This window comes from Erythrobacter sp. SN021, from assembly GCF_021864455.1.
Genome location: NZ_JAKKUW010000002.1, coordinates 101,576 through 116,434, shown reverse-complemented (window position 1 = coordinate 116,434; position 14,859 = coordinate 101,576). Strand labels below are relative to the sequence as shown.

Genomic DNA, 14,859 nt, shown 5'->3' with positions numbered 1-14,859 from the left:
GAATAAAATCCGGATAGGAATAAGTTCAACCGGCAGAAATCCTGAAATCTCCACCGAAATTTTCCAATGACCACCGAATTGCTGGACCACCACAGGCGCTCTGAGACTCCTTGAAATCCATTTTCAGTATTGCAAGGAGTCAACAATATGACAAATGCGACTCTATATTTCTGACAATTTTCAAGAGTATTAAAATATTTCCATAATTTATTCAGAGTTTTGCTGATTTCTGTCTTTTTAGTTCTTGAAGTATGCCAAAGTGGGCGTCAACCCTATAGGTTAACCTGTTGTTTGGCTGTTACTTGGCGTTAGCCATCGCGGCGCAACCCTCTGCAGTAGCGGGGACTCGGTGGCGTTTACGAACGAGGTCGAATGCAATCGCCTTGAGGATGCCAACGGCCATCATCGCGACGACGAAGGAGAACGGAAGCGCGCCGATGATCATCGTGATCCGGATTGCATCGATGCCTCGAAGGATGAGCATGCTGCCCACGACGAAGGCGAGCGCCGCTCTTCAGAAAATGGTATGATGCCTGCGCTCGCCATCGGTTTCGCCAGCGCCGTTGATCGTGTTCACGATCAGGATTGCGCTGTCGGCCGACGTCACGAGGTAGGTCATCAGCAGGACTACCACGATGTCCGACACGACAGTCGCGATTGAGGGATCGAGCAAAATGGCAAATGTTGCGTAGAGCTGGTCCGAAATGGGCTGCGTAGCGGAGCCCGTAGGGCGTAGCGAAGCAGGCCATTGCTTATCCAGTTTGGCGGCGAACGCCGCCGGGGTTTCGTTCTCGAGGGAGGAGTGCGGTCTCTCCCGGTTGTAGTCTTCCACCCATGCCGAGATCTCGACCCGGACGTGGGCCATGCTGTGGAACAGGGTCTCATTGAGACGCTCGTCGCGCATGTGTCCGTTGAAGCTCTCGACATAACCATTCTGCATCGGCCTTCCCGGCGCGATGTAATGCCACTCGACACTGATCTCGCCGCACCATGCCAGCATGGCATTGCTGATGAGTTCGGTGCCATTATCGCTGACGATTATGCCGGGCTTGCCACGCCGGGTGATCGGCTCGGTCAGTTCGCGCACGACACGGCGGCCCGAGATCGAGGTGTCCGGTCCCGCTGCCAGGCACTCCCTCGTCACGTCATCGACTACGTTGAGCACGCGGAGCCGTCTTCGCGAAGCCACCTACTCGTGAACGAAGTCGAGGCTTCAGCGGTGGTTCGGCAGCGCCAGCGCCGGAGCAGGCGCTCTCGTGCCGACAGCACGCCTGCGGCTGCGTCGTCGCCTGACTGCCAGCCCGCCATACTTCGACTTCCAGTGGTAGGTCGTCGCTTCCGATAGGCCGTACCTACGGGCCAGGTCGGCGGTTTTCGAACCCGCCTCGGCCTCCTTCAGAACCCCGATAATCTGCTCTTACGAACCTTGCACGCTTCATTGTCTGTCCTTCAAGGCCAGAATCTAAGCGCTTGTGGAGGAAAATCGGGGGGCGCGTCATAACTGAGCGTTGATTGTTTGGAGGATTGTCCTCGTCTGTTGGTTTCAGTTTAGACGGCTAGCCACACCCTTGGACCCCTATCGAACGTCTTGGCGCGCTGTGCTGTAATTCCTCGCTGACTGATGCGTCAGTCATATCGAGGTGACCCGATGTCCGACCAAATTAGGCGAAAATTGAAAAGAGCTGCGGCTGTCCTGTTCACTCGGCACGGTTTTGCTGCGACCCGCGTTGCCGACATTGTCGCCAAGGCGGGCGTGGCCCAGGGCACCTTCTATCTCCATTTCGAGAACAAGCCATCGATATTCGTCGAGCTCGTCGATGATTTCTTTTCCGGCCTGTTGAAGGAAACCCTCGGGCGACTTCCTGTCGAGAAACTGCAAACCTGCGTGCAAGTGACGGAAGAGATTGAGATGATCTGGAATGCGGTGATCCGATATTGTCGTCGGCACAGGTCGCTCACCAAATTGGTTCTTCGCGAGACGCAGGCACTTCCAGCAGAGCAGCGAAATCATATCAACCGACATTTCGAACAAGGTTCCGACACCCTCGCTCAATATGTCGAGCATGCCCAGCAACTGGGTCTCATCAAGGACTTACCCGCGCGACTGGCCGCTTGGCTGGTGATCGGGCTGATCGAGCGGACAATGCACTATTCTGTTCTCATTGCACCGGATGCCCCGAGCGAGGTGCTTGCAGCACATTGTACCGAGTTCGAGCTCCACGGCCTGCTGGCAGACGGGTGCGTCAACGGGGAAGAGCAAATATGAACTCTCGGAAGGGCCTCTATATTGGCGCGGGCTTGGTCGTCCTACTCGTTGCGGTGGCTGCGGTGATCTGGTTCGTGCGTCCCGATCCACACGAACAAGAAGGTCATTTGGTTCTGAACGGCAACGTCGATATCCGGCAGGTCAATCTCGGATTCAAGGTTTCCGGCAGAATCGAAACCCTGGTTTTCGATGAAGGAGATCGAGTAGTGGTCGGCGATCTTCTCGCTTCGCTCGAGCCGCAGGACTACGAGAACGAAATTGCGCTGGCCGAGGCGAGAGCCAGTCAACGCTCGGCGGCGGTTGCTGCTCTTGAAGCGGGTAGCAGGCCGGAGGAAATCGAACGGGCAAGAGCGCGCGTTGCCGAAGCGGAATCGGCGCTCGATGTCGCGCAGGCCACTTTGGATAGGGTCGAACACCTCGCCCAAAGGGGGTTTGCTTCTCGACAGACGCAGGACGAGGCGCTTTCCAAGCGCAATCGTGCCGCCGCCCAACGGCAAGCGGCACTCGAAGAATTCTCGCTTACTCGCCAAGGGCCGCGGCGCGAGGAAATCCAGCAAGGACGCGCCGCGCTTGGTGCCGAGCGCGCTGCTGCTTCGCTCGCCCGGCAACGTCTGGTGGATGCGAACCTTTACGCGCCCTCCGATGGAATCATCCTGACGCGTGCACGCGAGGCTGGAGCCATCGTGGGCCCCGGTGAAACCGTCTTCACGCTGGCGCATACATCGCCAATGTGGATCCGGGCGTATATCGAGGAACCTGATCTCGAGCGCGCCGATCTCGGGGCACCTGTAACAGTCCTGACCGAAGGCGCGCGCAAATTTCGCGGGCGTATTGCTTACATCTCACCAACAGCTGAATTCACACCCAAATCCGTCGAAACGCGCGAGCAGCGCACCAGCCTTGTCTACCGCATACGTGTGCGGGTCGAAGATCAAACGGGCATCCTGAAGCAGGGTATGCCCGTTTCCGTGATCGTGCGCCCAAACGACCGCGAGAGCTGATCAATGCCGAAACTTGTGACGATCGATGGCTTGACCAAGCGGTTCCACAACCAGAGGAGACCGGCATTAGAGAATGTGACCACACAGATAGAAGCGGGACGCATCGTAGGGCTCGTCGGCCCCGATGGCGCGGGTAAAACGACGCTCCTGCGCCTGATTGCCGGATTGCTCCGTGCCGATGATGGCAGGATCGAAGTCGCAGGTCTCGATCCCGTGACCAACGCTCGACAGGTGCGCAGGCGTATTGCCTACATGCCCCAGCGTTTCGGCCTTTACGAGGACCTTAGCGTTGAAGAAAATCTCATTCTGTATGCTGACCTTCGAGGAGTCGTCGGGGCGGCGCGGAAGAAGACTTTCGAGCGGCTTCTGGAGTTTACCGGTCTAGGATCATTCACGGACAGGCTGGCTGGCGCCCTGTCGGGTGGCATGAAGCAGAAGCTCGGGCTTGCTTGCGCTCTCGTCGCAACGCCCGAACTGCTTTTGCTGGACGAGCCGAGTGTTGGGGTCGATCCGATTTCACGGCGCGAGCTCTGGCGCATGGTGGGCCAGTTGACCGATGAAGGGATCACGGTCGTCTGGGCGACTGCATATCTCGATGAAGCCGAACAGTGCGAAACGGTGCTCGTCCTGAGCGAGGGCAAGTTCATCTTCGACGGTCGGCCGGAGGATCTGGCCGCCCGGGTCGAGGGGCGGGTGTTCCTTGTCGAGGGAATAGAGGGCGACCGACGTCAAGCGCTGAACCGCGCACGCCAGCACGAAGCTGTTCTGGACGGTACGATACAGGCCAGCGACATACGACTGCTGCTGAGCGGGACGGCGCAGGTTCCCTCTTTGGATTCGCTAACGGGAGGTCCCGGCGCCAGATTACGACGCATCCCGCCGCGGTTCGAGGACGCCTTCATCGATCTCATCGGCGGCGGGTTTCGGGCTGAATCAGCCTTTGCACGTAATTCGGAGCGCAGTCATGATGCCGCAGTTGTAGTCGAGGCGCGCGGATTGACCCGGATGTTTGGATCATTCATCGCGGCGTCGGAGATCAGTTTCGATGTACGCCGCGGTGAGGTCTTCGGGCTCATCGGTCCGAATGGGGCCGGCAAATCGACTACATTCAAGATGCTGTGCGGCCTGCTGAAACCAACGAGCGGTGAGGCTCGTATTGCCGGTGTTGATCTACGCACTGCGGCGAGCCAGGCGCGGGCTCGCCTCGGCTATATGGCCCAAAAGTTCTCGCTATATGGCGACCTCAGCACATTGCAGAATTTGCGATTTTTCGCGCGCGTTTACGGCCTGACCGGCACGAAGCAGCGTCTGACGATCGAGCGCATGATCGACAGCTTCGCCTTGGCCGACAAGCTCGATGAGAATTCCAGCCAGCTCCCGCTTGGGTTCAAACAGCGCCTGTCGCTCGCCTGCGCCACGATGCATGAGCCGGACGTTCTGTTTCTCGACGAACCTACCTCGGGTGTCGATCCGCGTACCCGCCGTGAATTCTGGGCCCACATCAATACGATGGTCACAAATGGTGTGACGGTTATCGTAACGACACACTTTCTCGACGAGGCGGAATATTGTGACCGCGCAGCGCTTATATATCGCGGCGGTATGATCGCCTTGGGTACCCCTCACGAGCTCAAGGATCGGGCAATCTCGCCCGAAATTCCCAGCCCGACATTCGAGGATGCATTCATCGCTCTCGTCGAGCAGAATGAAGCGGTAAGGGCACAATGACCTTCTCGCGTCTGGCTGCGATCATGCGCAAGGAAACCCGGCAAGCCGTTCGGGATCCGAGTACCCTCATGATTGCCGGTTTGCTTCCGATAATGCTGATTTTTCTTTTCGGTTATGCGGTGTCTTTCGATCCCCGCGAGTTCTCTATCGGGGTTGTTGTCGAACAACCGACGAGTGAAACCGAAAGCCTCGTCGCATCCCTGCGAAATACGCGCTATTTCGAAATCGAGGTCGCCAACCACCGCCAGGTGTTGGCATCTAGCATGGCTGCAGGAAAGCTCGATGCGATCATCGTATTGCCTCAGGATTTCAGTGCAACTGCGCTTCGCGGCGAGGCCGCGCCGATACAGGTTCTTGTTGACGGGGGTGATCCGAACACAGCTGGCCTGGTGGGCTCTTACGTCGAAATGCTGGTTCTCAACTGGCTCGGGCAGGAATGGCTGGACAGGGGACAACCGCCGCTTGCGCCGCTCGTCTCGATCGAGCCGCGCACGTGGTTCAACGCCGAGGTGTCGAGCCGCAATTATCTCGTGCCCGGCTCTCTGGCCATTATTCTGACCATAATCGGTGCGCTTCTCACGGCGCTCGTTGTCGCGCGGGAGTGGGAACGCGGTACAATGGAAGCGCTTCTGGCAACTCCGGTCGGCCCGCTCGAACTATTGCTGGGCAAGCTGATCCCCTATTTCGTTCTCGGGCTTGGCTCGTTTATGCTGTCCGTGTTTGTGGCGGTGGGCTTCTTCGATGTCCCCTTTCGCGGCTCGTTTCTGGCCCTGACACTCGCAGCCTCGCTCTTCATGCTGTGTTCGCTCGGCCAGGGACTGCTCATATCGACTCTCACCCGAAACCAGCTCGTGGCAGCGCAGGTCGCCGTGATGGTTGCTTTCCTGCCCGCCTTCTACTTTTCCAATTTCGTCTTTGAGCTCGACAGCATGCCACTGGCCCTCCAGCTGTTCAGTTACGTAATTCCGGCCCGTTTTCTCGTCTCGACCCTGCAGACGCAATTTCTTGCTGGCAACGTATGGGCGGTCCTGTTGCCGGACCTTGCCGGGCTAGCCATTTTCGCGATTGTGATCTTCGCGGTCTGCGCGCTGTTCACTCGCACGCGGCTCGACTGAGACCATGTGGCACCGCATCTATGCCTTGATCGTGAAGGAGCTTCTCGCAAGCGCGCGCGACCCGCAAACGCGGTGGGTGGTGCTGTTCTCGCCGCCATTCCTGCTTCTCATCTATGCCTTCGCGATTACGCAGGAGGTGTCGGACGTCACGCTGGCGGTGTACAATCAGGATCAGGGCAATGCCTCGGTCGAGCTTATCAGCCGTTTCAAGGGGGCCACGGTCTTCGATGAAATACTGCATCTGCGCGCCGAGGCGGAGATCGCGAGGGCTATAGATACGCGCCGTGCAACGCTGGTCCTGCGTGTCGGGGAAGACTTCTCGCGCCGTCTCGAGCGCGGCGAAAATGCTCAGGTTCAGCTCATTCTCGATGGTCGCAGGTCAAACACGGCGCAAATCCTCCTAGGATACAGCAGCCGGATCGTTAAGGCCTTCAACGAAGACCGTCTTCGCCAGCTTGGGCGCGTCCCGCCTATTCGGCTGGTTCAGCGGACTTGGTTCAATCCCAATCTTGAGCCGCTCTGGTCGGCCGTGCCAGCGCTCTTTGCCGTCCTCGTAGCCGTGGTCGGTTTCATGGTGTCCGCGCTTTCGATCGCCCGCGAGCGTGAGCTCGGAACCTTCGAACAACTGCTGGTTTCGCCGCTGCGCCCGTTCGAGATTCTGGTAGGCAAGAGCGTTCCGGCTCTCCTGATCGCGCTGACAAGTGCGAGTGCGATGCTTGTATTGGGACTGCTGTTCCTCAACGTCCCGATACGCGGCTCCTTGGCTCTGCTCTTCATTGGCATGGTCATGTATCTATCGGCGATTATCGGGATCGGCCTGTTTATCTCCTCGCTTGCCAAGACTCAGCAGCAGGCGATTATCGGGCTGTTCATGTACATGGTGCCGGCCGTGCTTATTTCGGGCTACGCCACACCGGTAGAAAACATGCCCGATTGGCTACAGGGTATCGCCACTACGATCCCCATCACGCACTTCATAGTCATCAGCAAAGCGGTATATCTGCGTGAAGCGCCCCTCTGGCTCTATTTCTCCCATATCTGGCCCCTGGCGGTCATTGCGGCCGTAAGCCTTTCGGCGGCTATCTGGCTGTTCCGCCGCCGAACGGGGTAGACTGTCCTATGAGGTGATTTTGTTCGCACATATATCGGGCCGTTTATGGTCGCGCACATTGTGCTTCAGGAGGGAAAGCCAGCTTGGCGGGACGAGGCAGGATCGTTTTTGGTGCCCGTGCTCTCCCACCGATGTCTTGGAGAGCCCGCAAGTGCTGCCACCATATCCTCCTTCCGATCCCCGCCTATATTCATTGTATTCGCCTTGCCCTCCTGCCGCGACAGTGCGAAGGACGGTTTTCAGAAGTCAGGTGTTCTGTGTGTTTGTCTCCGGAATGAATTGCGCTTGGACTCCGTTGAAGAACTTCGATCGACCGGAAAATTAGATGAACCAGAGCAAACTTTCCGCCACCGAAGGTGTAGATGAGGCGTTGAGGCCTATGGATGAAGCTGTGCGTCGGGCCTTGGTCGAGAGTCACGAAGATATGATGCGCTTCCTGGTGCGCCGCATGCGTGGGCGCCAGGAAGCCGAAGAAGTCCTGCAGCGCTTCATGTTGCGCGCCATAGAGAGGGCCGGCGATCTCCGGAACATCGACTCCGTGCGGGGGTGGCTGTCGAGAATTCTTGCTACGACGATTGCCGATTTTTACCGGCAGGCTGCGCGAAGCGGCAAGAACGAAACGGTCGTCGATCCGCATGATCTTGCGGAGATGGGCGAAGCGGCGGGCGTGCCCGATCAAGAGCTTGAAGCGGCAGTTTGTGACTGCCTCTATCGTCTTCTGCCGACTTTAAAGCCCGAATATGGCGAGGTTATTTGGCGCGCGGACCTCCTCGAGGAGCCGCGCGAAAGCATTGCCGAGAGCCTTGGCACGAGCGTCAACAACATCAATGTGCGCCTCCACCGCGCGCGTGGGGCATTGCGTGAGCGATTGCTGCAAATGTGCCGTACCTGCGTTATTCACGGCTTTCTCGACTGCGAATGCAAAGCCCATGAGGCCGCATCGGCGCACGTGTAAGCGTTGTTGAGAGGCGGCGTGTCTTTCCCAAGCGCTGACACGTTTTCTCAGCGAACGGTCCCCGGCGGGGTCTTCCACCCCGGTCCGGTGCAGTTCGGTTCACCCGATTGTTCCGCTCCGAGCGTCCACGAAGGGGGATCGCTGGCGGGGTAGGATGCGCGCAAGGCTTCGTCGATTGCTTCCTCGCGAACCCGGTGCGCATGCGAGGCCTTACCGGACTCGCACGTTTCGTTTTTCTTGGCACTCATATTTTACATCCGGATATTGCATCCGCTCCTATTGGGCCAGATTGAGTTCTCCGATTCCGAGGCTCTGTTCAGTGAGAGCCATCGAAACTGCGCGTTCGCTCTCGGCTGAGGAGAGCGCACGGATTGCATCGATTGTTTCGGGAATTACGATCGCCTGATTATCGACCATGTAATTGTAACAGAGTTCGGTGCCTTCAACCGATAGAATGTTGCTCCACAGGGCGACTTCGTAAAGGTCCGAATTGGGCCGACCGTGCATCGCCATAGCTTCCTTCACGCTGTTGAGTGCCGATAGACCGCTGCGCCCATTGATCAGAAGGATACGCGTCGAGGAGGCGAACGCCTCGAGGATTTCTTCCCGGCTCGCAGGGCGCGTCAAATCGACATACCAGCTATGCAGATGTGCGAGCGTTTCGGGCACCTTGACGGCCATCGTCACCACATCGAGGTCCGGATCGACCAGACGCGCATCGGGACCCTGATGGCTTGGAACAATGGGCTCGGGGACCAGCGTATTCATGATCCCACCCAGATGGCTTTCCCAGGGATCGGTTGCTCGGCGCATCAGCGTGCCACGCGCTCGTTTGAGCAGGCCGACCCGTTTGAGAGCGCCCAGTGTACGCACGATTGACATCGTGTTGCATGATACTACCCGGGTGGCTTCGCGCCCGACAGCGCCTTCGTAACTCGTTTCGGCGACGAAGGAATGGCCTGCGACTTCGTGCCTCTCGCCGCCCTGGATGATAAAGGGGCATCCGACGCGTCGGTATAGCTCCGCATTTTCGGCGCCGATGCCCTTGGGCGTGCAATCGACAATCACATCGGATTCCTCCGCGAGATTCTCGAGCGTCCCGACCACCTTCACTCCTGCGTCGCCGTAATTCGATGTAGCGGTCGGGCTGGCCGAATAAAGATCGACATCCTGCTGTGCGAGGCGTGCGATCCGCCAATCGGCGGCAATGTCTGCGACCCCGGTTAGAGACATGTCCGCTTGTTGCTCAACGGCACTCGCGACACGGCGCCCGATCACACCATATCCGACGACGCCGACGCCTATCTTCCTATTATTCCCGGTCATGTCCGCATTCTCCAAATCTCAATCGTATATCGCCGTAGGCGGGCGATCATGTGCTTACAGGGCGGGGGAACTGCTCGGCATCGTTGAGTTCGTCGCTCTCCAGGCCGAACTCTTCGAGTGCCGCAGCGATTGACTCTGACATGTCGATTGCGTTCGAGGGATGGTGCACGGCATTCGTGCTGACCACCTGCTTCGCCCCAGCGGCGAGCAGCTCGTCATAGGAATCCCCGGCGAATATCGGATGCACTACCACGCAGATGGGGGCTGCTGCTCCAGCGTTCTTAAGGAGCTCGACGGTTTCGACCAGCGTTCGCGCGCTTGACGCAATATCGTCGATGATCACTGGTTGCTTCCCCGTCATGTCGGGCAGGCTGCCGCCGCTGATGGAAACGTCGAAGTCGCCCCAGCGCCTTTTTTCGAGGACGGCGGAGGGAGCCTGCGCGCGCTGCGCGACATCCTGCACCCATTGCTCGCTCTCTTCGTCCGGACCGATGAGAAGAGCGTTGGGCGCATTTGTGCGTACCCAATTGGCGATCGTCGGCGCAGCGGATACGACCCGGCTTGGCACCGTATAGACGTCTTCGAGCGCTGCGATGCGGTGCAAATGCGGATCGACAGTTAAGAGAAGGTCGAAATAGGCCGACAAGAGCCGGGCGAACGACGTCGAGGATACAGCCTCACCGCTTCGGAAGGCTTTATCCTGCCGCATATAGGCCAAGTAGGGGGCGACAAGCGAAACACTTCGAGCCCCTTGGTTGCGGGCCGCCTCTGCCGCGATGAGTAGCGGCATGATTTTCGGATCGGGTCGATCCAGAGTGCAGACCAGAACCACGTCTGCGGCTTGTACCGGGCTGATGAGCCGAAGATAGGTTTCGCCGTCCGGAAACTGCCGATGCTCGATCTGTCCGAGTTCCGCGCCGTAAATCCGCGCAAGCTCTTCGGGCATTCCCGGGGCGGCGCTCAAGGAAAATATGATTCTTTTCATTATGCCTCCAGTTGAACCGCTGCGTTGTTTCGCAAGGCGTATGCGAAAGCGTAGTCGAGCTCGCCGCGGCTTTCGCCGTGGATCGTGAAGAGGGGTTGATCCTTCTTCACCCGTTCGCCCGGCCTGACATGGAGATAGAGGCCTGCGGTGGAGCGTTGTGGCGCACCCGCCAGCTTTGCGATCCGAGCGATGATCCGGTTGTCGAAACCGCTCACCATTCCCGCACGCGGAGCAAGGAAGTCGAGCGTCTGCGGAGCATAGCCCGGATCGCGAAAGCCACCTTGTGCTTCACAGATGGCCAGAAACTTGGCCTCCGCCACGCCTTCTGCGAGCAATCGCGCTGCCAAGGCATAGGCGTCGTCCTTGGGAGTCCCGCTCAGTTCAAATATTCCGGCAGCCAGCGCCAGAGCCCGATCTCGCAGATCCATCGGCGCATCCGGCTTACGGCCCAGCACGGCAAGTATGTCATGCGCTTCGAGCGCGGGGCCGATCCCTCGTCCCACTGGATAGAGTCCGTCGGTTTGAACCGTAGCCACGGTAAGGCCGCATTCGGATGCGACGCTCTTGAGCAAGTGCGCCAGGGCATCGGCATCGTCGGCACTGCGTATCTTGGCTGTCGGACCGACTGGCAAGTCGAGTAGCACATGGGTTGAGCCGGCGGCGAGCTTCTTTGACAGCACCGATGCGACCAGTTGCGCGTCGCTGTCGATATCGAGCGCCCGTTCGATCCGGATAAGGACATCATCCGCCGGACTGAGGTTGACGCTTCCGCCCCAGGCTACGCAGCCGCCTTCCTGCTCGACGACCCGCTTCATCGCGTTAACGTCCAGCATAACCGGAGCCATGGTTTCCATAGTATCCGCGGTTCCTGCAGGCGAAGTAATCGCGCGCGAGGATGTCTTCGGCATCGTAAGGCCTGCGGCGGCGGCGATCGCGACGACGATCGGCGTAGTACGGTTCCCCGGCAAACCGCCGACACAATGCTTGTCCACCACCTGGCTTGCCGGCCACTCCAATCGGTCGCCGGCCGCGAGCATTGCTTTCGTAAGTGCGGCTGTCTCGTGTACGTCCGTCGGTTGTGCGGCGAAGGCGGCGATGAAAGAAGCAATTTCGATGTCGGAGAATCGGCCTCCCGCAACGTCGGAGACAATCTGCCTCAGCCGTGCTTCGTCGAGCCGGTGTCCGTAAAGCTTGGCCCTGACATCGCTGAGGGAGGCGAGCGGTTGGGGATGCCTTACCGTGAGCGTATCTCCATCGCCCAGGCACAGCCTGTCCAGGAGCGGGAAGGGCATGCCCACTTCGTCTTCTGCAACCAAATCGTTTTTCGCACGATAAAGCGTAGCAAGCAGCGTTCTGCCGTTTGCGACAAGTTCAACCCTACTACGCGCCCGAAATCCCTCCGATTTGGCAACCGGACAGTCCTCGTGGATGAAGATAAGCGCTTCGCCATCGGTTTCGATCGGCAAGCCCCGTGCGCGCAAGGGGTGGTGTTCGCCCGCGTCACTGGCGATCGGGCTAGCAGAATTGCTGTGCATCAGAGTGCCACCTCTTCGCCGTGTTCCGGCACACGCGCGTTCCATCCCAGGCGTTCGGAAATGAGCAGTCGGAATGTATCGGACGCGGTTGCCTCGCCATGGGTGACGAAAACCTTGCGCGGCGGCGATCTGAATCCTTCGAGCCAGCGTAGAAGTTCGTTCTGATCGGCATGAGCAGACAGCATGTCGAGCTGCGCAACTTCGGCTCGGACGGGAACATAGCTACCGTGGATCTTGAGTTCCTTCGCCCCGTCGCGCAGCGCTGCACCCCGCGTGCCTCCCGCTTGGAAGCCCGCCAGGACGATTGTGTTGCGATGGCTTGGCGCATAGTGCTTGAGATGATGGAGTATCCGCCCGCCCGTCGCCATGCCGCTTGCCGAAATGATAATTTTGGGCATGGCGTCGCGGTTGAGTTGCTTCGATTCCTCTGCCTCACGAACATAGGTCGCGATACCGCACGCTGCGCGGCATTCTTCTTCCGTAAGTCTGTGTTCGCCAACGTGCTCGCAAAAGATCGAACTCGCATTGATGGCCATGGGACTGTCTAGATAGATCGGCAGCGCTGGGATCCTGCCTTTCCGTTGCAACTGTCCGAGGTGGTAGAGCAATGTCTGGGCGCGACCGACAGCGAAGGAGGGGATCAGCACTGTGCCGCCGCGCCTCACCGTCCGTCCGATAATCTCCTCGAGCAAGGTCTCCGGGTCGCCTTCTCCATGATGCCGGTTGCCGTAAGTCGATTCCGTTATGATGTAGTCGGCTTCACGGATGGGTTCTGGATCGACCATCGTGGCGCTGCCATAGCGACCGATATCGCCTGAAAATGCGACTTTAAGGTCTCCGCATCGCAGTTCTATGCTCGCGGCACCGAGGATATGACCCATCGGTCTGAAAATAGCGCTGCAATCCGGCGTCACCGCGACGGCTTTAGAAAAATCGACGCTTCTGAACGAATTGAGACAGGCTTTGGCGTCGGCTTGCGTGTAAAGGGGGCGGGGGTCGTCATGCTTGCTGTACCCCCTTCGCTTTGCATACCGCGCGTCGGCTTCCATCAGGTAACCGCTATCGGGCAAGAGCAGTTCGCACAGCCTGTGCGTCGCATGAGTGCTTATCACAGGCCCGGCAAAGCCATCCCGTACCAGGGCGGGTATATAGCCTGAATGATCCAGATGGGCGTGTGTCAGAAGGACAGCATCAAGCGATGCGGGATCGACCGGGAAGGGTTGCCAATTGCGGAGCCGGAGTTGTTTGAAGCCTTGGAACATGCCGCAATCGATCAGGATCCGGTGTTCTGGCGTTTGAAGCAAATATTTCGATCCGGTGACCGTTCCCGCCGCACCGAGGAAGCTCAGTTTGAAGCTCACTTTCGACCTTTCTCAATCCCGCTGCGTCAAATTGGCGCGCGTAGGTAAAGAGACGTGGTGGCCGGCCTGGGATTACACTGTTGTCTGTGGGATCGTCTATACAGGGGCCGCGAAGGAAAGGACTGGTGCAAACCCTCCGCCCGATGTGCGCATGTTGGTGGTCTGGCCCTGATACAGCCGGGCGGCTGCCATCAGTGCGCGCCCGGCATAGGTATAGAGCCGGATGTCGACCTTGAGATCGACGGGTTCGCCAGCCACGCTGACCCGGCGCAGGCTGGGCGCGGTGTAGCGCTGTGCAACGTAACCGCCACGAACGATTTCCTCCCAGACCTTCTTGGTCAGTTTTGCGCCGCGATAGGCAGCCTTGCTTCCATAACCGCCAGCCGGTTTGAAGAACCACGCCCGGCGTTCTTTCCAGAGCGTAGATGCGTTGTCAGGCTCGACGATCAGCGTTTCCGGAACGGCGCTGTGCAAAATCCCGGCATGCGTTTCCGAAACCCCGTGTGCGATCAGCCGATTGCGATCCGACAGAAACACTAAATTGCGTTTGTCGGCATAGAGGGCATGAACATGAGGATTTGGCGATACTACGACGCGGCCACTCAAATAGGCCTTTCTTAATGCGCCATTCGTAGGCTCTTGCAGTGCAAAATCGACCAATCGATTGTAGACAAAATCGACGGGCTGATCGTTCAACATCAGCGCATGGCCAGAAAAGGAAAGCTGCTCTGGCGAGCAGATGTCGACAGCGAATCCCGCGTTTTCCAGCAGCGTGCGCGCCGCGAGAAATTCCGGATATAGAAGCTGCGACTGCGGTTCTTCGTCGATGATTGCTATACGCCCTGGACGTCCCGTACCTCGCTGCGTCCGCCACTCTTCTTCGAATATGGAGGCGATCTGATCGTCGAAGGCGCGGCTCGGGTGGTGCGCGAGGAAAGCTGTTTCCGCGGTAGGGCAGCAGCTTTCCTGTGCGTCGGCCAGGATGGCATTCAAAAATGCGCCTCCGGCATTGGTGTTGATCTCGATGAGCTTTGGTCCATCGGCGGTGAGGTGGAAATCGTAACCCATGAACAGACCTCTGATGCCAAAGTCATGGGCCGAAATAGGCGGGGCATAACCTAGGGCTGTCGAACGAAATCCGGGGTTGTGCGCGACTGCTTCGCTCGCCTCGACCACCAACATCATGCGGTCCAGTACTTCTCTATCGACGAACACAGGGGAACTGGAGAACAAATGCGGATGCGATGCGAGAACGGCCTCGCCGAAACCAGGCTCCCCGATGCGCTCGTCGAGCATCCGGACGAGCGCTGCCGTGTCGAGCGTAATGCACAGACAATCGACGTTGGCATTTTGAGCGTTGAGCGTGGTCGTGGTGGAAATAGTCAAATTCTGGATCTCATCAATGGATTTTCCCAAGAGGCCGAGTTCCTTTGGATATAAGGCACAGTTCCGATAGCATATCGCATCCGCGTCTCT

The 14,859-nt window shown here is 58.6% G+C and carries 12 protein-coding genes and 1 pseudogene; 6 read left to right on the top strand and 7 right to left on the bottom strand.

Translation table 11 applies throughout. The annotated features are described in order from the left end of the window. Positions 1-298 precede the first annotated feature (298 nt). Entirely contained in the window at positions 299-493 is a 195-nt protein-coding gene (locus L5849_RS16055) for a hypothetical protein (RefSeq protein ID WP_306664122.1), read from the bottom strand. A gap of 207 nt (positions 494-700) precedes the next feature. Then, positions 701-1,439: pseudogene (locus tag L5849_RS05120) on the bottom strand (IS3 family transposase); the annotation flags it as partial. 182 nt (positions 1,440-1,621) lie between these two features. Here L5849_RS05120 and L5849_RS05115 point away from each other — a divergent pair. The 6 genes from L5849_RS05115 (at position 1,622) to L5849_RS05090 (ending at position 8,176) form a co-directional block, all read left to right on the top strand. Next, positions 1,622-2,266, top strand: coding sequence for a TetR/AcrR family transcriptional regulator (locus L5849_RS05115; RefSeq protein ID WP_236924704.1), 645 nt, complete (start codon positions 1,622-1,624; stop codon positions 2,264-2,266). A 62-nt stretch (positions 2,267-2,328) separates the two neighbouring features. Then, a complete protein-coding gene (locus L5849_RS05110; RefSeq protein ID WP_236924703.1) occupies positions 2,329-3,267 on the top strand; it encodes an efflux RND transporter periplasmic adaptor subunit in 939 nt (312 codons plus the stop codon). Positions 3,268-3,270: 3 nt separating this feature from the next. Further along, complete coding sequence (locus tag L5849_RS05105) at positions 3,271-4,995, top strand: ATP-binding cassette domain-containing protein (RefSeq protein ID WP_255703939.1); 1,725 nt, start codon at positions 3,271-3,273, stop codon at positions 4,993-4,995. Next, entirely contained in the window at positions 4,992-6,110 is a 1,119-nt protein-coding gene (locus L5849_RS05100) for an ABC transporter permease (RefSeq protein WP_236924701.1), read from the top strand. The genes L5849_RS05105 and L5849_RS05100 overlap by 4 nt, the downstream gene beginning before the upstream one ends. Positions 6,111-6,114: 4 nt before the next feature. Continuing rightward, positions 6,115-7,221: an ABC transporter permease gene (locus L5849_RS05095; protein ID WP_236924700.1), complete on the top strand. Its 1,107-nt coding sequence runs from the start codon at positions 6,115-6,117 to the stop codon at positions 7,219-7,221. Positions 7,222-7,546: 325 nt separating this feature from the next. Further along, positions 7,547-8,176 carry an RNA polymerase sigma factor gene (locus L5849_RS05090; protein ID WP_306664121.1) on the top strand — a complete coding sequence of 210 codons (630 nt, stop codon included), beginning with the start codon at positions 7,547-7,549 and terminating at the stop codon, positions 8,174-8,176. A 276-nt stretch (positions 8,177-8,452) separates the two neighbouring features. Here L5849_RS05090 and L5849_RS05085 read toward each other — a convergent pair whose 3' ends face one another. From L5849_RS05085 to L5849_RS05065, 5 genes are all read right to left on the bottom strand, one after another. After that, positions 8,453-9,502, bottom strand: coding sequence for a type II glyceraldehyde-3-phosphate dehydrogenase (locus L5849_RS05085; RefSeq protein ID WP_236924698.1), 1,050 nt, complete (start codon positions 9,500-9,502; stop codon positions 8,453-8,455). Between the two features lie 46 nt (positions 9,503-9,548). Next, entirely contained in the window at positions 9,549-10,487 is a 939-nt protein-coding gene (locus L5849_RS05080) for a ribose-phosphate pyrophosphokinase (RefSeq protein WP_236924697.1), read from the bottom strand. Beyond that, positions 10,487-12,022, bottom strand: a complete 1,536-nt coding sequence (locus L5849_RS05075) for a thymidine phosphorylase family protein (RefSeq protein WP_236924696.1) — start codon at positions 12,020-12,022, stop codon at positions 10,487-10,489. The genes L5849_RS05080 and L5849_RS05075 overlap by 1 nt, the downstream gene beginning before the upstream one ends. Further along, complete coding sequence (locus tag L5849_RS05070) at positions 12,022-13,383, bottom strand: MBL fold metallo-hydrolase (protein WP_236924695.1); 1,362 nt, start codon at positions 13,381-13,383, stop codon at positions 12,022-12,024. The genes L5849_RS05075 and L5849_RS05070 overlap by 1 nt, the downstream gene beginning before the upstream one ends. Before the next feature lie 96 nt (positions 13,384-13,479). Further along, positions 13,480-14,799, bottom strand: a complete 1,320-nt coding sequence (locus L5849_RS05065) for a hypothetical protein (protein WP_236924694.1) — start codon at positions 14,797-14,799, stop codon at positions 13,480-13,482. Between the last annotated feature and the right edge of the window lie 60 nt (positions 14,800-14,859).